General features: G+C 72.4%; 16 protein-coding genes. 7 read left to right on the top strand and 9 right to left on the bottom strand.

Going from position 1 to position 19,879, the window contains the following annotated elements; all coding sequences use genetic code 11:
* The first annotated feature begins 118 nt into the window (after positions 1-118).
* Positions 119-3,955, top strand: a complete 3,837-nt coding sequence (gene fxsT / locus ACFV7R_RS21475; RefSeq protein ID WP_385265652.1) for an FxSxx-COOH system tetratricopeptide repeat protein — start codon at positions 119-121, stop codon at positions 3,953-3,955.
* Positions 3,956-4,019: 64 nt separating this feature from the next.
* Here the strand turns inward: fxsT and ACFV7R_RS21470 are convergent, their stop codons facing one another.
* The 4 genes from ACFV7R_RS21470 to ACFV7R_RS21455 form a co-directional block, all read right to left on the bottom strand.
* A complete protein-coding gene (locus tag ACFV7R_RS21470) occupies positions 4,020-5,843 on the bottom strand; it encodes an HEXXH motif domain-containing protein (protein ID WP_385265650.1) in 1,824 nt (607 codons plus the stop codon).
* Positions 5,844-5,857: 14 nt separating this feature from the next.
* Positions 5,858-6,034, bottom strand: a complete 177-nt coding sequence (locus tag ACFV7R_RS21465) for a hypothetical protein (RefSeq protein WP_385265648.1) — start codon at positions 6,032-6,034, stop codon at positions 5,858-5,860.
* 131 nt (positions 6,035-6,165) lie between these two features.
* Positions 6,166-7,272: a trypsin-like peptidase domain-containing protein gene (locus ACFV7R_RS21460; RefSeq protein ID WP_385265645.1), complete on the bottom strand. Its 1,107-nt coding sequence runs from the start codon at positions 7,270-7,272 to the stop codon at positions 6,166-6,168.
* A 5-nt stretch (positions 7,273-7,277) separates the two neighbouring features.
* Positions 7,278-7,580 carry a trypco2 family protein gene (locus tag ACFV7R_RS21455; protein ID WP_385265643.1) on the bottom strand — a complete coding sequence of 101 codons (303 nt, stop codon included), beginning with the start codon at positions 7,578-7,580 and terminating at the stop codon, positions 7,278-7,280.
* 186 nt (positions 7,581-7,766) lie between these two features.
* Between ACFV7R_RS21455 and ACFV7R_RS21450 the strand changes: the two genes are divergently transcribed.
* Both ACFV7R_RS21450 and ACFV7R_RS21445 read left to right on the top strand, forming a co-directional pair.
* A complete protein-coding gene (locus ACFV7R_RS21450) occupies positions 7,767-7,937 on the top strand; it encodes a hypothetical protein (protein WP_165396445.1) in 171 nt (56 codons plus the stop codon).
* Positions 7,938-7,946: 9 nt separating this feature from the next.
* On the top strand, positions 7,947-9,671 hold the full coding sequence (locus tag ACFV7R_RS21445; RefSeq protein ID WP_385265641.1) for an HEXXH motif domain-containing protein: 1,725 nt from the start codon (positions 7,947-7,949) through the stop codon (positions 9,669-9,671).
* On the opposite strand, the gene ACFV7R_RS21440 is transcribed toward ACFV7R_RS21445, so the two are convergent.
* From ACFV7R_RS21440 to ACFV7R_RS21425, 4 genes are all read right to left on the bottom strand, one after another.
* Entirely contained in the window at positions 9,668-10,546 is an 879-nt protein-coding gene (locus ACFV7R_RS21440) for an aminoglycoside phosphotransferase family protein (protein WP_385265638.1), read from the bottom strand. The genes ACFV7R_RS21445 and ACFV7R_RS21440 overlap by 4 nt on opposite strands.
* Before the next feature lie 34 nt (positions 10,547-10,580).
* Entirely contained in the window at positions 10,581-12,083 is a 1,503-nt protein-coding gene (locus ACFV7R_RS21435; protein ID WP_385265636.1) for an MFS transporter, read from the bottom strand.
* Positions 12,084-12,148: 65 nt separating this feature from the next.
* Positions 12,149-13,120 carry a zinc-binding dehydrogenase gene (locus ACFV7R_RS21430; RefSeq protein WP_385265634.1) on the bottom strand — a complete coding sequence of 324 codons (972 nt, stop codon included), beginning with the start codon at positions 13,118-13,120 and terminating at the stop codon, positions 12,149-12,151.
* A gap of 53 nt (positions 13,121-13,173) precedes the next feature.
* On the bottom strand, positions 13,174-14,343 hold the full coding sequence (locus tag ACFV7R_RS21425) for an FAD-dependent oxidoreductase (RefSeq protein WP_385265631.1): 1,170 nt from the start codon (positions 14,341-14,343) through the stop codon (positions 13,174-13,176).
* 151 nt (positions 14,344-14,494) lie between these two features.
* On the opposite strand from ACFV7R_RS21425, the gene ACFV7R_RS21420 reads away from it, so the two are divergent.
* Positions 14,495-15,202: a pentapeptide repeat-containing protein gene (locus tag ACFV7R_RS21420; protein WP_385265629.1), complete on the top strand. Its 708-nt coding sequence runs from the start codon at positions 14,495-14,497 to the stop codon at positions 15,200-15,202.
* Between the two features lie 9 nt (positions 15,203-15,211).
* Here ACFV7R_RS21420 and ACFV7R_RS21415 read toward each other — a convergent pair whose 3' ends face one another.
* Positions 15,212-15,712 carry a hypothetical protein gene (locus ACFV7R_RS21415; RefSeq protein ID WP_385265627.1) on the bottom strand — a complete coding sequence of 167 codons (501 nt, stop codon included), beginning with the start codon at positions 15,710-15,712 and terminating at the stop codon, positions 15,212-15,214.
* A gap of 37 nt (positions 15,713-15,749) precedes the next feature.
* Here ACFV7R_RS21415 and ACFV7R_RS21410 point away from each other — a divergent pair, with 37 nt between their 5' ends.
* The 3 genes from ACFV7R_RS21410 (at position 15,750) to ACFV7R_RS21400 (ending at position 19,858) form a co-directional block, all read left to right on the top strand.
* Complete coding sequence (locus ACFV7R_RS21410) at positions 15,750-17,144, top strand: M1 family metallopeptidase (RefSeq protein ID WP_385265625.1); 1,395 nt, start codon at positions 15,750-15,752, stop codon at positions 17,142-17,144.
* A gap of 213 nt (positions 17,145-17,357) precedes the next feature.
* Complete coding sequence (locus ACFV7R_RS21405) at positions 17,358-17,648, top strand: lactococcin 972 family bacteriocin (RefSeq protein ID WP_165396443.1); 291 nt, start codon at positions 17,358-17,360, stop codon at positions 17,646-17,648.
* 119 nt (positions 17,649-17,767) lie between these two features.
* Positions 17,768-19,858: a bacteriocin-associated integral membrane family protein gene (locus tag ACFV7R_RS21400; RefSeq protein ID WP_385265622.1), complete on the top strand. Its 2,091-nt coding sequence runs from the start codon at positions 17,768-17,770 to the stop codon at positions 19,856-19,858.
* The last annotated feature ends 21 nt before the right edge of the window (positions 19,859-19,879 follow it).

Here is a 19,879-nt window from a genome sequence, read left to right as displayed (position 1 = left end):
TCCTCCGCCCTCCCCCCGTGCCCGGGCAGCACTGGACCATCCGAGGGCGCTTATGCGGCGTGACGACGGCCCACGACCCGTATCTGTACCGGCTTCTGACGACACGTCATTCGAGGGCGTGCTGCATGCCCTGAGCGGACTGGAGCCGTCGGACCCGGCCGACCGCCCGGCCGTCCTGCTCGTCGTCGACGACCACGTGAGCATGAGCGTCTGGGCGGCGACGATCGCCCGGCTGGCCGACGGGCTGGCCCGTCAGGAGCGGCTGGGCCCGATCAGCACCGTGCGGCTGCTGAGTTCGGACGACACCGAGCCGACCCGGATCCGGCTGGATCATCTGCCCCCCAGCACCGCCCGGTACCGGGTGGTGCTGGTGCTGACCGACGGCCTCGCCGCGGGCTGGCGGGCGGGCGCGGTGCTGCCGCTGCTGCGGGAACTCGGCCGGTCCGAGCCGCTCGCCGTGCTGCATCTGCTGCCGCAGCGGCTGTGGTTCCGCACCGGCCTGGACGTGCACCGTATGCGCCTGAGCGCCGCACACCCCTGGGCGCCGAACGACTCCCTGCGGTGGGAGCTGCGCACCACCCCCCTGGAACCCGTCGACGACGCGGCCGCCCGGGCCGGTGTGGTGCCGGTCCCCGTCCTGGAACCGACCGAGCGCTCCCTGTCCTGCTGGGTCGGCCTGGTGGCCGGGCGTGCGTCCGGGTGGACGGAGATGTCCGGAGTCCGGGCCCGTGACTGGAAGCGGCGGGCGGACGCCGCGCGGGCGGTGCCCTGGGTCCACGACGTCCCCGACCCCGACAGCGCCGTCCCCGCCCGGGAGCGCGTCTCGGAGTTCCGCGCCGCCGCCTCGCCCACCGCCTTCGCGCTCGCCACCCGGCTGGCGGCGGCCCCGCTGACGCTGCCGGTGATGACGGCGCTCACGGCGTCGGTGCCGGGCGCCGGGCCCGCCCACCTCACCGAGCTGCTGATGAGCGGACTGGTGCGGCCGGCGAGCGGCGATGCCGAGCGCGCCGCCGGCGTGGCCTTCACCTTCGGTGCCGACAACCGCCAGGAGTTATTGGCGCTGTCCCGCCGCCGTGACACCGTCCGGGTGCTGCACGACGTACGGGCGCTGCTCGCCCCACAGGGCACCGAGCCGGCCGGCGATCCGCTCGAGGCGGCCCGTGTCCCGCCGGTGACCCGGCACAACGTGGCGTTCCTGAGGGTTGAACTGGCCGCGCTGCGTGCTCTGTCCGGACGCTTCCTGCCACCAGCCGAGCGACTCGCCCGCGCACTGCGCGATTACGACCGCAAGAACACCGTTAGCCTGCGCAAAGGCGCGGGCCCACGCCCCGGGCACTCAGACCCTCGCGCGCACGAGACAACTGCAGAAGGAGCCACGGCCATGTCCACCACGCAGCAGGAGCCCGCGGTGGAGAGCGGGCGTTCGACGCAGCCGCGCATCTGGGGCAACATCCCCCCACGCAACCCGAACTTCACCGGTCGCGTGGATCTGCTCGAACTGCTGAGCGAGCGTCTGCGGGAGGGCACGACGACGACCGTGCTGCCGGAGGCCATCCACGGCATGGGCGGTGTCGGCAAGACCCAGCTGGCCATCGAGTACGCCTACCGGCACCAGTCCGAGTACGACATCGTCTGGTGGATCCCCGCAGAGCGCCCCGGCCAGATCGGCCAGTCCCTGGTGGAACTCGCCCAGCGGCTCGGCCTCGTCACCACGTCAGAGGCCAACATCGCGGGACCCGCGGTGCGCGAGGCGCTGCGCGAGGGGCGGCCGTACTCCCGCTGGCTGCTGATCTTCGACAACGCCGACAGTCCCGAGCGGGTCCGCGACTACTTCCCCACCGGGGGCAGCGGCACCATCCTCGTCACCTCCCGCAACCGCCGCTGGAGCGTGGTGGGCCCCTCGCTGGAGGTCGATGTGTTCACCCGCGAGGAGAGCAAGGAGCTGCTGCGCCGCTCCGGCCCCGACGACCTCGACGACGCCGAGGCGGACCGCCTCGCCGACGCCCTGGGTGACCTCCCGCTCGCCCTGGAGCAGGCCGCGGCCTGGCGGGCGGAGACCGGGATGCCGGTGTCGGAGTACCTGCGGCTGTTCGAGCACAAGCGCAGCGAGCTCCTCGAGGTGTCCCCGCCGCCGGACTACCAGCTTCCGGTCGCCGCCGCGTGGAACGTCTCCCTCGACCACCTCGAGACCCGCAGCCTCACCGCCCTGCGCCTGCTCCAGCTCTGCTCCTACTTCGCGCCGGACCCCATCTCACGCTCCATCTTCTCCGGCCTCGGCGGCAGCACCATCGACCCGGAACTCGACCGAGCGTTGAACGATCCGATGCGCCTCGCGCGGGCCATAAGGGAGATCAACCGGTACTCCCTCGCCCGCATAGACCATCGGACCAACTCGATCGAGATGCACCGCCTGGTGCAGGCAGTGCTCATCAACCGGATGACCGCCGAGGAACAGAAACGCATGCGAAACGGCGCTCACACACTCCTGGCCGCCGCCGACCCGAAGGCGCCCAACCAGGCCGCCAACTGGCCGCGCTACGCCGAGCTCTACGGCCATGTCATCGCCTCCGGCGCGGTCGAGTCCGACCAGCCGTGGGTCCGCCAGCTCGTGCGGAACATCGCCCGGTACCTCTGGTACTGGGGGGACCACAAGGTCGCCCGCGAGTTCACCGAGCAGGCCTGGGAGACCTGGCAGCAACTGTTCGGCGAGGAGGACCAGCAGACCCTCCTGATGGGGTGGTGGCTCGGCTTCCTCTACCTGAAGGTGGGCCGGCACGACGACGCGGCCCGGATCGCCGCCCAGCTCAAGGACGTCTACGACCGCACGGCGCCCCCGGACCGCGAGGACACCCGGGAGGACGCGCTGGAGACGATGAACCTGGAGGCGGCGGTACGCCGTGTCGAGGGAGACTTCGCCGCCGGCGCCGAACTGGACGAAACGGCCTACGACCGGGCCCGCCGCGCCTTCGGCGAGGACGATCCCGCCACCCTGGCCACCGCCCACAACCTCGGGGTGAGCCTCCGGCTCGTCGGCGAGTTCCAGCGCGCGCTGGAACTGGACCGGCACACGCACGCGATGAAGACACGGCTGTACGGCCGTGAACACCGGCAGTCGCTGATGACCGAGGCGAGCATCGCCATCGACGTCCGGGAGACCGGTGACTACATCGGCGCACGGTCCCTGCAGCAGGCGGTCGTCGACGGCTATCGGAGCATCTTCGGACCGGGCAACCCCACGACCCTCCAGGCTCTCCGGCAGCTGAGCGAGTCCTGCCGGAAGGAGGGCGACCACGCCACCGCGCTGGAACTGGCGCGCGACGCGTTCAACCAGTTCACCCGCCGCTACGGCGACACCCACCCGGAGTCCCTGACGGCCGCGCTCGCCCTGGCGGTGGCGTTGCGGCACAACGGCGAGCTGGAGGCGGCCCGCGACCGCGGCGAGCGGGCGTGCGAGCGGTTCCGCCGGCTGTTCAGCAGCGACCATCCGCACGTCCTGGCGGCCGACATCGACCTGGCGGTGACCTACCGTCTGCTGGGCCGGGTCGAGGAGGCCAGGCAGCGCGACGAGGAGGCGCTCCGGTCGCTGACCGAACGCCTGGGCGAGAGCCATCCGATCGCGCTGGCCTGTGCCATCAACCTGGCGAGCGATCTGAGCGCGCTGGGGCGGGCGGACGAGGCCCGCGAACTCGGCGAGAAGACAAGGGCGTTGTGCCTGGCGCGCCTGGGCGAGGACCACCCCACCACGCTGGTGGGCGGCGCCAACCTCGCCCTGGACCTCATCGCCGTCGGCCGGGAGACGGAGGGCGAGGCGCTGCACGCGGATGTCCTGGCCCGCCTGGAGCGCGTCCTGGACGAACCCCGGCTGCGCTCCGCCGACTCCGGTCCTCACCCGGCGACGCTCCAGGCACGGGCCCGGGAGCGGGCCAACTGCGACATCGACCCGATGCCGCTGTGAGGTGACGGGCGTACGGTCCGAGGTGCCGCTCTTCCCGGCGGAAGGGCGGCACTGCCGTGTCCGGTCAGTGCGCTTCGGACGGGGGTGAGCCGAGCCACGTGGCCAGGTGGACGGGGTCCGGTGGGGTGCCGGTGACGCGGAGCAGGGCCTCGTGCACCGCGCGGGCCCGTTCGGGGTGGTGGCTCAGCAGTCGGGCCGCGATCGGGTGCGTGTCCGACGCGGCGAGCGCCCGGCCGAGGCCCGCCCAGGTGCCGGCCCGCCCGGGTTCCACGGCCAGGTGGGCCACGTATGCCTGACGGGCCGCGACGGCGTCGTGGGCGGCCAGCAGGGCGTCGCCGGCCAGTGCTCCGGTGACCCGTGCGGCGGCCTTCTCGGGCTCCTCGGAGTGGCGGTCGCCGTCCGCGCCGGTGAGGCGGTGGCGGACGAGCATCGCCAGACAGTCCAGCCACCGTGCGGAGGGATCGGGCACCACCTCGGGCTCGGCCGCCAGGGCGCCGGGCGGTCCGCTCTCGCCGGCCAGCCAGGCCCGTACCGCCTCGTCCACGGCTGCCGGGGCGGGCCGCAGATGGTGGGCCCGCCAGCGCGCCACATGGTCGGCGACGCAGAGCCGGGCCGCCGCCAGCTGGTCCTCCGGTACGGGCTCGGCCAGCCACTTGGCGCAGTGGTCGCGCAGCGTGTCCAGCAGGGTGATGCCGAGCGGGGTGAGGCGTGGATGACGGTGGACCTGTTCCATCGCCGTGGTCACATGGGCTCGCCACAGCGCGAACTCGAAGTGCGCCGTCGCGGTCCGCGCACCGGCGGCCCGGCGGTGGGCACGCCAGAAACGGGTGATGCCCACGAAGGCGTAGATGCCCTGAAGAAGCCCTTCGAGCGGGCGGGGGTCGTCCCGCCAGGGCGCGTACCACAGCTCCGTACCGTTGTCGGCGCCCCGGGTCACGAGCGGGGTCAGATGCAGCAGCCCGCCCAGCTTGGTGTGCTGGAACTCGTGCACGAGCGTGACGGCCAGTTGGACGGCGTCGTCCGGCTCCGAGGCCTCGATGCCGCCGAACGCATCACCTGACGACACACTGCGCGGCCGAAACCTTTCCCTTGCCGGGGTGGGACTCAGGGAGAACACGCCCCGCCGCATCGCGGCGGCCGTCTCGGGCTGGTCCCGCAGCAGCACTCCCCAGGCCCGCTCCAGCATCTGCCGCCACTGCGCCGCGGCCTCCTCGGACAGCGGCCGCGGCTCGGTCGGCTGCGGATACGTCCGGTACGGGTCCAGGTCGTCCAGGGCGACTTCCAGCCGGCGTTCGGCCGGGCCGACCGCGAGCCGGCGCACCGGATGCCACCCCGGCCCCGCCGAGCCCGGCGGCAGCGGTACGGCGACCCTGTGCCCCGGCGTCTCGACCACGGCACGTCCGGCTTCGGCCCGCACGGTGGCCGTCGTCCACGGCTCGGCCGAGGGCAGCTCCGCGCAGCCCAGGGTGGGCAGGGGAACCCGGCCGTGCCGGACCGGTACCTCGACGGTGAAGTCGAGCTCCGCGCGTAGCGCGGCCGCGGCGGCCAGTGCGCGGACATGGCCGAGTACCACCGGCAGCGGCGGCTCGTCCTTCTCCGCGGTGCTCGCACGCAGCCGGCGCAGTGCGGTGGCCAGCCACATCCCGGTCTGCGGATACATCAGCAGCTCGTCGACGACGGCGGGGGCGCGGCGCTGGGCGGCGCTGAGCAGATCCCACGCCGGACCCAGGTCCGTGGCGTCGTCGAGCATCCGTAAGAGCAGCAGCCGACGGCTGCGTTCGGCCGCGGTCAACAGGTCCACGGTCGCCGGTCCGCCCTCGCCGCGGGTCAGTTCGGCGAGGCTGCCGGGCGGGACACGATGATGCGGCAGGGACGGCTCAGCACGCATGGGCGGCCCCGTCGTCAGTCGAACGCCGCCACGCCGTCTTTGTCTCCGAAGTCGCTGACACTGGCCAGCGGGTGGTCGATCCCGTGCTGCAGCTCCTCGAGGGACGCGGCGAGAAATCGACTGTCAATGGAGCGCAGTGTTTCAAGAGACACCCCCGCGAGATCGACAAGGCTGGACTCGACGGCGGCCACAGACGGCTCCATGACGGCCAAACCCCTTCCCCCCGGCTGCAATTGCGGATGCGGGCTGCTCACATCCCCCTGATAATGGCCCGCCGTAGCCTGGATGAAACACCACATCCGCGCGGTGCTGCGATATCAGGTCAGCGGTCGTCATCACCGCCGCGGTGGCGCCGGGACAGCTCCACCGCCTCCTTGTTCATACGGGCCACTCCGGCGGAGTCGCCCTCCATCAACCGTATCGCTTCGACGAGTTGGTCCAAGGTGCCGCGATAGCGCAGGCAGGTGCGCAGGATCCCGAACACGTCCGGACGCAGCGCCGGTGAGCGCGGGCTCATGGCCGCGATCACCGGATCGATGCTGCCCAGCACCAGCGCCAGGGTGGTGCGGTCGCTCACCGTGGGCAGTGCGGTCAACGCGCTCACCAGTCCGTCGAGTTCCCGCAGCGGCAGGTCGTCCGGCAGGTGCGCCAGGCTGCCGGGGCCCGCGGTGCCGGGTGTGAGGGCGGTCGGCTCGGGTGGTGACGTGGGCAGTCCGGCGTGCCGGTGCAGCAGGGTGAGGTCGGTTCTCGGCAGCAGCTCGTACCAGCGGTCCACGCGGACGGCGGCGAGGCGGCCCAGACCGTCCGAGCGGTGGTGGGCGCTGACCAGCCCGATCAGCGTGCCGTCGTGCCAGACCGCCGCACCGGACATGCCCGCCCAGGGGGAGCGGTCGGGTTCGGGGTCCGACTCCGGTGGAGTGACCGCGAGTTCGAGGGTGCCCTCGCGGCGGTTGGACAGCACCGAGATCATCCCGGTGGCGTGGCAGGAGTCGCGGTACTGGGAGGGGGAGCCGTCGTCGAGCCGGCGCATCCGGTCCTCGCGCAGCTTGAACCGCGGGAAGCCCAGCGCGCTGCACGGCAGCAGCTCGTCCGTGTCGGGCACGGCACCGTACGCGGGCGGCTCGGTCCCGGCCGCGTGGACACCGGGCGGCACGGGCCCGGTGAGCTCCAGAAGCGCCACGTCGGCCTTCTCGGAGGCCAGCACCACGCGCGCGGGTGTGGTCCACTCGTCGGGGCGGTCGGCTTCGAAACGTACGTGCACCCGGGGCCGCTCCCCCTCGGCAGTACGGACGACATGCGCGGCGGTGAGGACGTACGACGGGCCGACGCGGTAGCCGGAACCCCGGCGTCCGGCGCCGCGGCCCTCGGGCCGGCGTACCAGCACCTCCGCCACCCGGGCCGGCTCCAGTCCGCGACGCGCTCGAGTCACCCCGCTCAGCGCTCGTCCTCGGCCTCGTCGTCGCCCACCCACGGCGCACGTCCGCCGCCGCTGTGGGTGCGCGGATCGAGCGTCAGCTTCACCCGGTGGGTGACGCTGTCCGCCATCCGGCCGTCCGCGCCGGTCTCCACCACCCAGAAGCGGATCTTCCCGCCCGCCGTCGCGGACCGCTCCACGACGACGGCCGCCTCCAGCTCCACCGGGCCCACCTCGAAGTACAGGTCCTCCCCCTGTGCGGCGGTGCGTGCCGCGGTCAGCTCGCGGCGCAACTCCTCTATCAGCTCGGCGAGTTCAATCACGTCCGGTCCCTACCCGGACCGCCCTTCCTTCACTCGATCCGGGTGCATTCCGCATTCCTGGATCTGTGTGACGCCGCGGATGCATTAGGGTCATCCAGCGGCCTGGAAAGTGTCGAAACCGTACGGTAGTGGCATATATCGGGCATTGTTCGCATCATTCACTTCCACTGTCATGGGGACGGCGTCATGGAGAAGTCCGGAGTCGAGTCGGAGCTGATCGATCTCAGCGGCGTCCCGTTGGACCTCTGGCCGGCCCTGGACCTGCCGCCCGCCGAGGGCTCCATGCGGCGCCTGCTCAGCCGTATCGACGACCCGGCCGGCAGCCTCGGCGGCTACAACCCACAGCGCGACGAATAGGCACCCTCCATGCACCAGACGGCCCGGCCCCACGTCCTGTCACCGCAGTCGTTCGACGAACTGCTGGGCGGCGGGGGAGGCCCCGAGACGGTGGACGCCCTGCGCGCGAGCGAGCGCAGCTGGCGGCTGCTCGTCGTACGGGCGCTGCTGGACGCGGCGGCGACGGCACCGACCGGTCCGCTGCCTCCGCTCGCCGAGGGCTGGCGGCTGTTGTCGCGGGCCTGGACCGTGGCCGCGCCGGAGGTGGAGCGGCTGCTGTCCTATCCGGCCGTCGGCATGTGGGCAGCGCACACACTGCGCCGGCTGCGCGGCACCGCCGACCACCATGCGCCTCTGTGGGCGGAGACAGGGCACCTGCACGCACTCGCGGCGAGCGCTGCGGTCCGCGCCGGCCTGGAGTTCCGTACCGACATCCCGGTCCGGCACGGCTGGGCCGTGCTCCCCGCGCTCGGGGCCATGCGGGTGCCCGGCAGTCCGGACTGGACCGTCGCCGAGGTCTCCGCTCGCGACGGGGACGTACGGGTCGCGGGCCGCCGGCCGGGCGGACCGGACTGGCACGCCCCGGCCGAACTGCGGGCCGACGGACGCACGCTGCTCCTGGACGACATCGACCCCTATCGCGCCCTGCGCACGCCCGGCGTTCCCGAGCCGCTCGACTCCGCCGCCGAGTGGCAGGAGCTGTTCGGCTCGGCCTGGGACATCCTGCACGCCACCGACCGCGACGAGGCCCGGGCGCTGGCCGACGGACTGGTGTCCGTCGTGCCCCGCCCGCGCTCCGAGCGGTTCCGGCCGCACAGCGCCTCCTCCGGCGACGCCTTCGGCACGGCGGTGGCGTCGGTCCCCGACGACGGCGAGCAGTTCGCCTCGACGCTGGTGCACGAGTTCCAGCACAACAAACTCAGCGCGTTCATGCACCTGTTCACCCTGTACGAGGACCAGGACGCCCGGCTGTACTACGCCCCCTGGCGGGACGACCCCCGGCCGCTGGGCGGGCTGCTCCAAGGGGTGTACGCGTTCTTCGGGGTCACCGCCTTCTGGCGGCGGCGCGACCATCCGCTCGGGCGGTTCGAATACGCGCTGTGGCGCGCCCAGACGGCGCACGCACTGGGCACCGTCGGCCGGTCGGACGGGCTCACCGACCTGGGGCGACGCCTGGTGGCCGAGCTCGCCGGGCGGCTGGAGCCGTGGCTCGCGGAGCCGGTGGACGGGCGGACCCGCGCCGCGGCCGACCTCGCCATCGCGGACCACCGCGCGACCTGGCGGGCGTACCACCTGCGACCCGACCGCGGCACCGTCCGGTCCCTTGCGGCGGCCTGGCCCCCCGAGGCCCCGCCCGTCGCGCCGGGTCACGGGCCGGCGCTCGTCCCGGGGCGGCCGGTGCGCGGCTTCGACACACGGGCGGTGCTGGCGAGGTGGCTGCTGGCGGACCCGGACGGGTTCGAGCGGCTGCGGGACGACCCCGGTGCCACGGTGAGCGGGGCGCGGCCCGAGGACATCGACCTCGTCACGGGCCGTACGGCCGAGGCGCTGCGCGCCTGCCACGCGCGCATCGTCCGTGGCGAGGGCGACCCCGAGACCTGGGTGGGGCTGGGACTCGCCGCCCGGGCCGAAGGGGACCCCGCCGGCGAGGGACTGCTCGCCCAACCGGAGCTGGCCGCGGCCCTGCACACCGAACTCGACGGACGCGCCGATCCGCTGGAGCTGGGCCGGATGCTCGCGCCGGAGACGCCCTAACCGCGCAGCCGGCGTGCGATCTCCAGCTGCTCCTCCTCCAGCGGCCGGCCGTCCTCGGTCTCCCACAGGCAGTTCTGCAGCACCCGTCCCAGCGTCCAGGCCCGGGCCCGCGCCCGGTCCAGCCCCATGACGTCGGTCATCGCGTCGAAACGCCAGACGATGTCGGCGGCGTCGAAGCGGTTGTCGATGGCGGGCAGCAGGTCGAATCCGGGGTCGCCGGCGAGGGGCTTGGGGTCGATGGCGAGCCAGGGGGCGCGGTCGGAGGCCAGGACGTTCTCGTAGTGCAGGTCCCAGTGCAGAAGCCGGTCGCCGGGCTCGTCGACGACCTCCCGTACGGCGGCCGCGCAGTCGGCGAGCAGCCCGCGGGCCTGCGGGTCCGGGATCCGCTCCAGCGCCCGCGGTGTCTGCTCCAGCATCGCCCGCGCGATGTCACCGAGCCGCCGCATGCCGTCCGGTGCCGGTACGGAGGTCAGGTGGGCCAGCATGCGGGCGATGACCAGGACGGCCTCGCGGGTGTCGGGGACGTGGGACAGCATGCGGGCGGGGTCGAGGCGTTCGAGGAGCATCGTGCCGGTGTCCGGGTCGTGGTCGAGGAGCCGTACCGTCCCGTCGCCGTCCCACACCCGCAGCGCGACCGGCTCGCCCTCGCTCTCCTCGTCCAGGAGTTGCAGCTTCAGCACGGCCGGGCTGCCGTCGGCGCGGAGCACCGGCAGGACCAGGGCGGCCACACCGTGCATCGGGCGGCCGTCGAGGCCCAGTTCCCAGCGGTCCAGGAAGGCGGCCGCCAGCTCCGGCAGCCGGGCGATGAAGTCCCGGCCCGCCGCGCCGTTGAACTTCGCCTGCGCCGCCGCCAGTCCGTCCGGAATCTCGATCACCGTCCGACCCTAACGCTGCTGCCGGGCGGTCGGCTCAGACGACCGACTCCGGTACCGGGGGCTGGTCCGCCGCACGGCTTTTCGGGGCCTTCGCCGTGATCATCAGGACTGCCACCAGACCGGCCAGGAGCATGATGCCGACGGCGCACCGGATGGCGACGGTGTAGCCGTGGACGATGCCCTCGCGGGTCACCTCGGCGCGTTGGGCGGGGCCGGTGAGGTGCGCGGCGATGTAGGTCGTGCTGCCGGTGGTGGCGATGGTGTTGAACAGGGCCGTCCCGATGGAACCGCCCACCTGCTGTGCGGTGTTGACGCCGGCCGAGGTGACGCCCGAGTCGTGCGGGGCGACGCCGGCGGTTGCCGTGGAGAAGACCGGCGTGAAGGTCAGGCCCATGCCGAGGCCCATCGGGATCAGTGCGGGGAGGATGTCGGTGGCGTACACGGAGTGCACGGTGATCTGCGTGAGGAACAGCATGCCGGAGGCGGCCAGGAGCATGCCGGGGGCCAGGAGCAGGCGGGGCGGCACGTGCTGGAGCAGGCGGGCCGCGATCTGGGTGGAGCCGATGAGGATCGACGCCGTGAGCGGGAGGAACGCCAGGCCCGTCTGCACGGGGGTGTAGTCGAGGACGGTCTGCAGGTAGTAGGTCAGGAACAGGAACATGCCGAACATGCCCATGACGGCCAGCATCATGGTCAGGTAGCAGCCCGCGCGGTTGCGGTCCTTGATGATGTGCAGGGGCAGCAGCGGCACGGACGCCCTGGTCTGCCACCACACGAAGACGGCCACGAGGACCACGCCGCCCGCGAACAGGCCGGGGACCATCGGGTCCGACCAGCCCCGGGACTCCGCCTCGCCGAAGCCGTGCACGATCGCCACCAGGCCGCCGCAGCCCAGCAGGACGCCGGGCACGTCCAGGCGGGCGCCCGCGTGGCGGGGGCTGTCCTGGAGCAGGGCGAAGGCGCCGGCGACCGCGAGGACCGCGATGGGCACGTTGACGTAGAGACACCAACGCCAGTTCAGGTACTCGGTGAGCAGCCCGCCGACCATGAAGCCGATCGCGGAGCCGCTGGCGGCCAGGGTGCCGTAGATGCTGAAGGCCCGTCCGCGTTCCCGGGGGTCGGTGAACGTCGTGGTGAGCAGGCTCAGCGCGGAGGGGGCGAGGACCGCGGCGAAGACGCCCTGGAGGGCGCGGGCGCCGAAGAGCATGCCGGCGTTCGCGGCGGCACCGCCCAACGCGGAGGCGGTGGCGAAGCCGACGAGCCCGATGACGAAGGTGCGTTTGCGGCCGACCAGATCGGCGACGCGGCCGCCGAGCAGGAGCAGACCGCCGAACGCCAGGGTGTAGGACGTGATGACCCACTGGCGGTTGCCGTCGGACATGTCCAGGTCGCGCTGTGCGGAGGGGAGCGCGATGTTCACGATGGTGGCGTCGAGGACGACCATCAGCTGTGCGAGGGCGATCACCATCAACCCCCACCAGCGGCGGGGGTCGGGGTCCACGGATGCGCCGGCTTCAGCCGTCCGGGAGGCACTCATCCGGCCAGAAGACCATGAACCGGGGTGTTTTGCGGTGTATTGCACCGAGGTCCGATGGTGCCGTGTCATGGCTCCAGGACGACTTTGCCGGTCGTTCCGCGGGTCTCCAGGGCCCGGTGCGCGGCCGCCGCCTCGGCGAGCGGGAAGCGGTGCACGGCCGGGACGAGACGGCCCTCGGCGGCCTCGGTGAGGGCCCGGAGTTCGAGGGTGCGGAGGGGGTTGGGGCCGCCCGCCTTCTCCAGCATCACCGGGCCGAGGACCTGCTCCGTGACGCCCTCGACGACCAGCGGCTCGCCGCCCTGGATGCCCTCGGCCGACCAGCCGAACACGATGTGCCGGCCGCCGGGGGCGAGCATGCCGACGGCCGTACGGGCGGTGTCGCCGCCTACGCCGTCGTACACGACGGTGACCTTGCCGTCGTAGGCCTGGACCTTCTCGGGCCAGGCCGGGTCCTTGTAGTCGACGGCCAGGTCGGCGCCGTTCGCGGCGACCCGGGACGTCTTCTCCGGGCCGCCGGCGAGGCCGACGACGGTGGCGCCGGCGTTCCTGGCGTACTGCACGAGCAGGGTGCCGATGCCGCCGGCGGCGGCCGGGATCACGACCACGTCGTCCGGGCCCGGCTCGGCGAACTGCACGATCCCCATCGTCGTACGGCCCGTGCCGATCATGGCGACGGCCTGCGCGAAGTCGAGGTTCGCCGGGATCTCGTGCAGCCGGTCGGCGTCGGTGACGGCGAGTTCGGCGTAACCGCCGGGGACGAAGCCGAGGTGGGCGACGACCCGCTTGCCGAGCCAGGCCTCGTCCGTGCCCTCGCCGAGGGACTCGACGACGCCGGCGACCTCACGGCCGGGCACGGTCGGCAGCGTGGGGGCGGGGCCGGGGCCCTGGTGGCCCGCCCGGATCGCCGTGTCCAGCAGGTGCACGCCGGCCGCGGCGACGGCGACCCGGACCTGGCCGGGGCCCGGCACCGGGTCCTCGACCTCTTCGAGGGTGAGGTTCTCGGCCGGGCCGAAGGCGTGGAGGCGGATGGCGCGCATATGAGGTCCCTTCCGTGATGCTTCTTCTGTGGTGGCGCCCCCACCCTTCACCCTCAAGCTCGCTTGAGGTCAAGCGGCTGCCGGCCGCGCTGCCCCAGCGCCAGGGACACGGCGGTCAGGGCGCTGTTGAAGGACACCTCCGACAGCACACCCGGCGCCGCGACCTGATCGCCCGCCAGGTACACGCCGTCGCCGCGGTCCACGGCGGGCCGGTCCCGCCAAGTGGTGCCGGGCAGGTCCACGGCTCCGGTACGGCCGTTCGCGACCGCCTCCCGCCGCCAGGTGACGCGCTCGCGCCAGCCGGTGAAGCCGAGGTCGAGAAGCTGCTCGGCGCGGGCGATGCCGTCGGCGCGGGACTCGTGCGGGGCGATCGGGATCTGACCCTGGATCAGCTGCTCGCCCGCCGGGGCGAGGGTGCGGTCCTGCGCCGTGAAGCGTTCGAGCCAGCCGGGCGCGTCCAGGTCGGACACCACGAAGGCGTCGCCGCGCCGGGTACGCACGGCGAGGTCGATGAGTGCCGTACGGCCGCTCGGCCAGGTCAGGGAGGCGTCGCCGAGAAGGCGGCGGGCGGCGTCCAGGGAGGTGGCCACGACGACCGGCGTGTCGGTGGGCAGGGTGTCGACGCGGGACAGGGTCTCCATCCGGACGCCCAGGTTCCAGGCGCGGCCGGCCATCCGGTCGATCACGTTCGCCCAGCCGCCGCGCGGGTAGTGCGCCTCGGGCGGCAGCTTGGTGGCGCGGCGCAGCCGCTCCTGGACGAACGCCGCGGACAGCGCGCCGGGGTCGTGGTGGAACAGGGCGACGGCGGCGTAGTGGGCGGCGGCCCGCGCACCCTCCTCGCCCGCCTGTTCCGTGGCCCAGGTCAGGAAGTCGACGTCGACGGGGGCGTGCCGGGCGCCGCGGCGCAGCAGCTTGAGCATGGCGAACGGCGGGGTACGGCGCAGGGTGCCCCGGTGGCGCAGCCGCAGCCTGGCGGCCTCCAGGGGCGGGACGGCCGCCACGGGGCCGATGAGGTCCCGCTGCTCGAGCCACGCCCAGTGCGGGCCGCCGTTGTAGAGGGCGTGCGGGCCCTCGTTCGTGCGGTACGGGCCCTCGGCGGTCCGGGCCCGCCCGCCCAGGGTGTGGTGGGCTTCGTACACGGTGACCTTGGCGCCCGCTTCGGCGGCGGTGATGGCTGCGGTGAGGCCGGCGAAACCGCCGCCGATGACGGTGATGCGGTGCATGTGTGGGGTCTCCCTCTGCTCGGGTCGCCTCTTTCACGAGTACGACGGATCGAGGGGCCGCGCATGTGACATCGGGAGGCCGGGTGGTGTCGGCGAGGTGAGGTTTCCCCAGCTCACGCCCATTGTCAGTGACGGGGTGCAGCATGGGGCCATGGCGAGGACAGGGACGGGCAGGGCCGGCGGGGCCGGTGGGAGCGGTGGGTCCGGTGTGCGGGCGGCGCGGCGGCCGGAGGTGCGGCTGCCGGAGCCGGTGCCGTACGACGGGGGCGGGTTGGAGCCGGACGGGGACTACGACGGGCTGGAGTTCCGGGACGCGGACTTCGCCGGGCAGGACGGCGGCGGCGCCCGCTTCATGGACTGTGCGCTCACGGCGTGCGCCCTGGACGGGACGCGGCTGTATCGCGCCCGCATCCTGGACTCCGTCCTCACCGCCCCACGTGGCGTCGGCACCGATCTGGCGGAGTCCACCCTGCGCGATGTCGAACTGACCGACGCCCGCCTGGGCGGCGTACAGCTGCACGGCGCCGCCCTCGAACGCGTCCTGATCCGCGGCGGCAAGATCGACTACCTGAATCTGCGCCGGGCCCGGCTCAAGGATGTCGTCTTCGAGGGCTGCGTCCTGGTGGAACCCGACTTCGGGGGTGCGGAGCTGACCCGCGTCGAGTTCGTGGACTGCGCGCTGAGAGCCGCCGACCTCAGCGCGGCGACGCTGAGAGACGTGGACCTGCGCGGGGCGGCCCCGCTGGAGATCGCCCGGGGAGTCGACCGGCTGTCGGGGGCGGTGATCAGCACGGGGCAACTGCTGGACCTGGCACCGGTGTTGGCGGCGGAGGCGGGGATCCGCGTCGAACAAGGATGACCGCAGAACTCACCGCACCCGCGGAAACCGCGCCTGCAGCGACCAGATCACGGGATTGTCCGCGAGGGACTCGTGCAGATCGCACAGGTCGGCGATCAGATCGTGCAGAAAGTCCCGCGCCTCCCGCCGCAGCTCGGCATGGGAGAAGGTGAGCGGCGGCTCCTCGGCCGGCATCCAGTCGGACTCGATGTCCACCCACCCGAAGCGGCGCTCGAACAGCATCCGGTCGGTGGACTCGGTGAAGTCCAGCTCCGCCCGTTGCGGCCGGGCGGCGCGGGAGCCCGCCGGATCGCGGTCGAGCTGCTCGACGATGTCGCACAGCGCCCACGCGAAGTCGAGCACCGGTACCCATCCCCAGGCTGTGGACAGCTCCCGGTCCGTCTTGGTGTCGGCGAGATAGACGTCACCGCAGAACAGATCGTGGCGCAGGGCGGGTACGTCCGCGCGGCGGTAGTCGGTCTGGGGAGGGTCCGGGAACCGGTTGGAGAGGGCGTAGCCGATGTCGAGCACGTAGCGATGGTGTCACGCCGCTCATAGGATCTCGGACGTGTCCCGTTTCGTCCGCGTTGTCCCGGCCGTCCTCGTCCTCGCCCTGACCGTGCCCGCATGCGGAACCGGCGGCGCCCAGGGCACCCCGGGCGGCTCCGGCGTCCGCGACCCGTACTTCCCGAAGGCCGGCAACGGCGGCTACGACGTCACCCACTACGACCTGACCCTGGCGTACACCCCCGCCTCCCGTCACCTCACCGGGCGCACGGTGATCACCGCCCGTGCCACCCAGGACCTCTCCGCCTTCAACCTCGACCTCAAGGGCCTGGACGTCGAGCAGGTCACCGTCGGCGGCAGCACCGCCCGCTGGAACCGCACCGGCCAGGAACTGACGATCCGCCCCCGCGACGACCTCGCCGAGGGGAGCACGTTCCGTGTGGCGGTCCGCTACTCGGGCACCCCCGTGACGATCACCGACCCGGACGGCTCCGAGGAGGGCTGGCTGCCCACCGCGGACGGCGCGCTCGCCCTCGGCCAGCCGACCGGTTCGACGGCCTGGTTCCCCGGCAACCACCACCCCTCCGACAAGGCGACGTACGACCTCGCCGTCACCGTCCCGAAGGGCCTGCGGGCCGTCTCCAACGGGGAGCTGACGAGCGAGACGACCACGGGCGGCCGTACGGCCTCCACATGGCGTACCACCGCCCCGATGGCGAGCTATCTCGTCACCCTCGCCGTCGGCCGCTACGACATCACCCGCTCCACCACCGACGACGGCCTCCCCGTGTACACCGCCGTCGACCCGGCCGAGACGCCGGCGAGCCGCGCGGTCCTGGCCCGCATCCCCGAGGTGCTCGCCTGGGCCGAGGACCGCTTCGGCCCGTACCCCTTCTCCTCCGCCGGCGCGATCGTCGAGCGCGCCGACGACGCCGGCTACGCCCTGGAGACCCAGAGCCGCCCGGTCTTCCCCGGCGCCCCCAACGTCCAGCTCCTCGTCCATGAACTCGCCCACCAGTGGTACGGCGACTCCGTCTCCCCGAGGACCTGGCAGGACATGTGGCTCAACGAGGGCTTCGCCACCTACGCCGAATGGCTCTGGGAGGAGGACCACGGCGGGGAGACCGCCCAGCAGATCTTCGACGCGCTCCACGACCACGGTGAGGACATCTACGACGACCTCTGGGCGTTCCCGCCCGCAAAACCGGCGAGCGCCGCGCACATCTCCGACACCCCCGTGTACCAGCGTGGTGCGATGGTCCTCCACAAGATCCGGCAGGCGGTCGGCGACGACACCTTCCACGACATCGTCCGCGGCTGGGCCGCCGCCCACCGCCACGGCAACGCGGACACCGAGGACTTCACGACGTATGTCGAGAAGCAGGCCCCGGACCAGGACTTCGACCGGATCTGGGACGACTGGCTGTACGGCGACGGGAAGCCGAGCCGGGCCTGAGGATGCCGTCCTCGGCGTGGGCGGCGTCGAGGTGAGGGCCGGTCGGTTCAAGCCCTGGCCGTCACGTCCTCCGGCGGCCCTTCACGCCGTGACCATGTGATGTCGGTCGCATCGAGATTTTTTGATTATTCCTTCATGGTCCGCCATGACCATCGCGATCAAGATCGGTCGACGTCGATCACCTCTCAATCCCGTCTGAACGAAAGCGAGTTGATGGTGAACATCAAGCGCGGTATCAAGCTTGCGGCTGTGACCGGTGCCCTCGTCGTCGCCGGTGCCGCCCCGGCCATGGCGACCGTGGTGAGCGCGGGCGGCGGCACGTGGGACTACGGCGCCGGCACCGCCATCGTGTGGTCGGACTACTACCACGGCACCAAGTGCCACGGCTCGACCGCCGTCGGCGAGTACATCGACAGCGACGAGGCCGCCAAGGGCTCCTGGTCCTTCGCTCAGGCCGACGTCGCTCTGAGCGGCAACAAGTCTTACTGGAACACCAGCTGCTGACCGGGGGCCGAGCCTGATCGCTCGGCCCCGGCAGCGAGTGGTCCGCCCTGGTGGTGATCTCCAGTCCCCCTCCGGGCGGGCCACTCGTCCAGTGAACCACCCCTGACCTAGGCCAATCGATGCTGCACAGAGGTATCAAGTTCGTTCACGCCGTTGCACTGGCATACTCCGCGATTCTGGCGTTCCTTCTCCTGCGCAGCCTCGACGAGGACTGGGCTCTGGGGCACTCCGCAGTGGTCTGGGTGACGGACACCGACGGGTCCACCAGCGGCTCCCAAGTCACCCGTGACATCGCGGAGTTCGCAAAGGCGGAGCGGGTGACGATCGCCCGCGAGGACCCCGACCTCACCCACCCCTACAGCCGCCGCCACCTCTACCTGGCACCCGGAGGTCCGCATGCCGACTGGCTGAGCGACGGCTATCCCGCGTTCAACCGCGGCTACCGCACCGACGTGCACCCGGTCGCCGAGCTCGGCCGGCGCGACCCTCGGGGCTTCTACTACGTCTTCGGCTCCGACCGGGCCGCCGCTTCGCTGGCTCAGAGGTTCACCGACCTCGGGATGACGTCCGCGGTCCACCATCCGCAGTCGGTCGCCGAGCTGACCACGACCTACTCCGGCACCGCCCTCCACCGCTCCTTCATCGTCGTCGCGCTCGCCGTCATCACGATGACCGGCGCCGGCGTGATGCTCAACGCCAAGGCCTACGGCGTACAGCGCCTGCAGGGCAGGTCGTTCGGCGGGATCCTGCTGCGGGACCTGCGGCAGCTGGCGGTCTTCTACGCCATCGCCTGTGCCGCGGTGGCCGCCCTGGTGGTGCTGCTGCTCGACCTCTACAACGGGCTGGCCTGGATCGGCCAGTTCACCCTGCTCACCCTGGGCTGTGCCGCCGCCCTCGGTCTGATCGCCCTCGCCACGCAGGCCGGCGTGCTGTACCTGATGTTCCAGACCGGCATCCTGCGCGCCCTGAAGGGCGAACTGCCCGCACGGGCCGCGATGATCAGCGCGTACGCCATGCGGATCCCCGCGCTGTTGCTCGCTCTCAGCATCGCCACCGCCCTGGTCCTGGCCGCCCAGGACGTCCAGAACCGCGAGGAGAGCCGCAAGGCCTACGCGAAGATCGGCGACACCACGTCGATCGCCCTCAACGGCAGCCTGGGAAGCGACGCTGCGCTGCGCGACCTGGAGGCCGAGGCGGGCGGCTGGCTCCGGCAGGCCGACAAGGACGGGCAGGTCGTCGTCGCGGGACACCGCGACCTCCAGCAGTCGGCACCGCGGGCGGGCCTGCCGCAGGGCGATGTGCTGATCGTCAACGAGTCCTTCCTCACCGAACAGCCCGTCCTCGACCCGGCAGGGCGCCCCCACCGCCCGGCCGCCGCCGACCCCGCCCAGGTCCGGCTGATGATCCCGGCCGGCCTCGCCGCGTACACCGACCAACTCCGCGAACTGGTCCCCGGACTGCTCAGCCCGAGCGACCCCGACAAGGTCCGCCCGGCGAACATCACGACGCTGCAGACCAAGGCCGACCAGCGGGTCTTCACCTACAACCCCAAGGGCAAGTCGCACACCGACCCCAACCCCGGCGCGGACGACTCCTTCGTCACCGACCCCGTCATCATCGCCTTCGCCGACGGATCGCCGTATCTGAGCGACAAGGGCTACACCGCCTACGCCAGCAAGAGCAGCGTCCTCTTCCACGACCCCGACGACGTCACCGCCGCCATCGAGCAGCGCCACCTGGAGACGTATGTGACGGCCATGACGCCCGTCGGGCAGAACGCCGCGGTCAAACTCCGCGACCTCGTCGGCGAGTTCCGGCTGCAGGTGTTCAACCTGGGCGTGGCCCTGGCGGTCCTGCTCATCACCGGCGTCGGCGTCTGCATCGTGCACTCCCGCAAGAACGCTCAGGCGATCTTCGCCCGGTACATCAGCGGCTGGCGGTTCACCGCCGTCCACCGCACGGTCCTGTCGCTGGAGGGACTGCTCGCCGTACTGCTCGCCGTGTGGGTCCCCTTCCAGGTGTGGCAGCAGAACAAGGACCTCGAACGGTACGACGCGCTCGGCATCCCGCCGCCCCGCGCACCCGTCGAGATCACCGGCCTCGACCTCGGCGTCACCGGCACCCTCGTCGCCGTGGAGGCCATCGCGGTGCTCGTGGCCCTCGTCGTCTTCCACCGCTTGATCGTCAAGGAAGGAGCGACCGAGTCGTGACCCCCCACCGCCCCGCTGGAG

It is taken from the genome of Streptomyces sp. NPDC059866, assembly GCF_042731325.1.
Classification (GTDB): Bacteria; Actinomycetota; Actinomycetes; order Streptomycetales; family Streptomycetaceae; genus Streptomyces; species Streptomyces flavusporus.
This window is presented reverse-complemented; position numbering and strand designations above follow the sequence as displayed.

Excerpts from the sequence above, each read along its gene's own strand:
- ACFV7R_RS21420 (WP_385265629.1), top strand. The coding sequence starts at position 14,495 with ATGGCGAGGACAGGGACGGGCAGGGCCGGCGGGGCCGGTGGGAGCGGT.
- ACFV7R_RS21430 (WP_385265634.1), bottom strand. The coding sequence starts at position 13,120 with ATGCGCGCCATCCGCCTCCACGCCTTCGGCCCGGCCGAGAACCTCACC.
- ACFV7R_RS21405 (WP_165396443.1), top strand. The coding sequence starts at position 17,358 with ATGGTGAACATCAAGCGCGGTATCAAGCTTGCGGCTGTGACCGGTGCC.
- ACFV7R_RS21445 (WP_385265641.1), top strand. The coding sequence starts at position 7,947 with ATGCACCAGACGGCCCGGCCCCACGTCCTGTCACCGCAGTCGTTCGAC.
- ACFV7R_RS21450 (WP_165396445.1), top strand. The coding sequence starts at position 7,767 with ATGGAGAAGTCCGGAGTCGAGTCGGAGCTGATCGATCTCAGCGGCGTC.
- ACFV7R_RS21435 (WP_385265636.1), bottom strand. The coding sequence starts at position 12,083 with ATGAGTGCCTCCCGGACGGCTGAAGCCGGCGCATCCGTGGACCCCGAC.
- ACFV7R_RS21470 (WP_385265650.1), bottom strand. The coding sequence starts at position 5,843 with ATGCGTGCTGAGCCGTCCCTGCCGCATCATCGTGTCCCGCCCGGCAGC.
- ACFV7R_RS21400 (WP_385265622.1), top strand. The coding sequence starts at position 17,768 with ATGCTGCACAGAGGTATCAAGTTCGTTCACGCCGTTGCACTGGCATAC.
- ACFV7R_RS21425 (WP_385265631.1), bottom strand. The coding sequence starts at position 14,343 with ATGCACCGCATCACCGTCATCGGCGGCGGTTTCGCCGGCCTCACCGCA.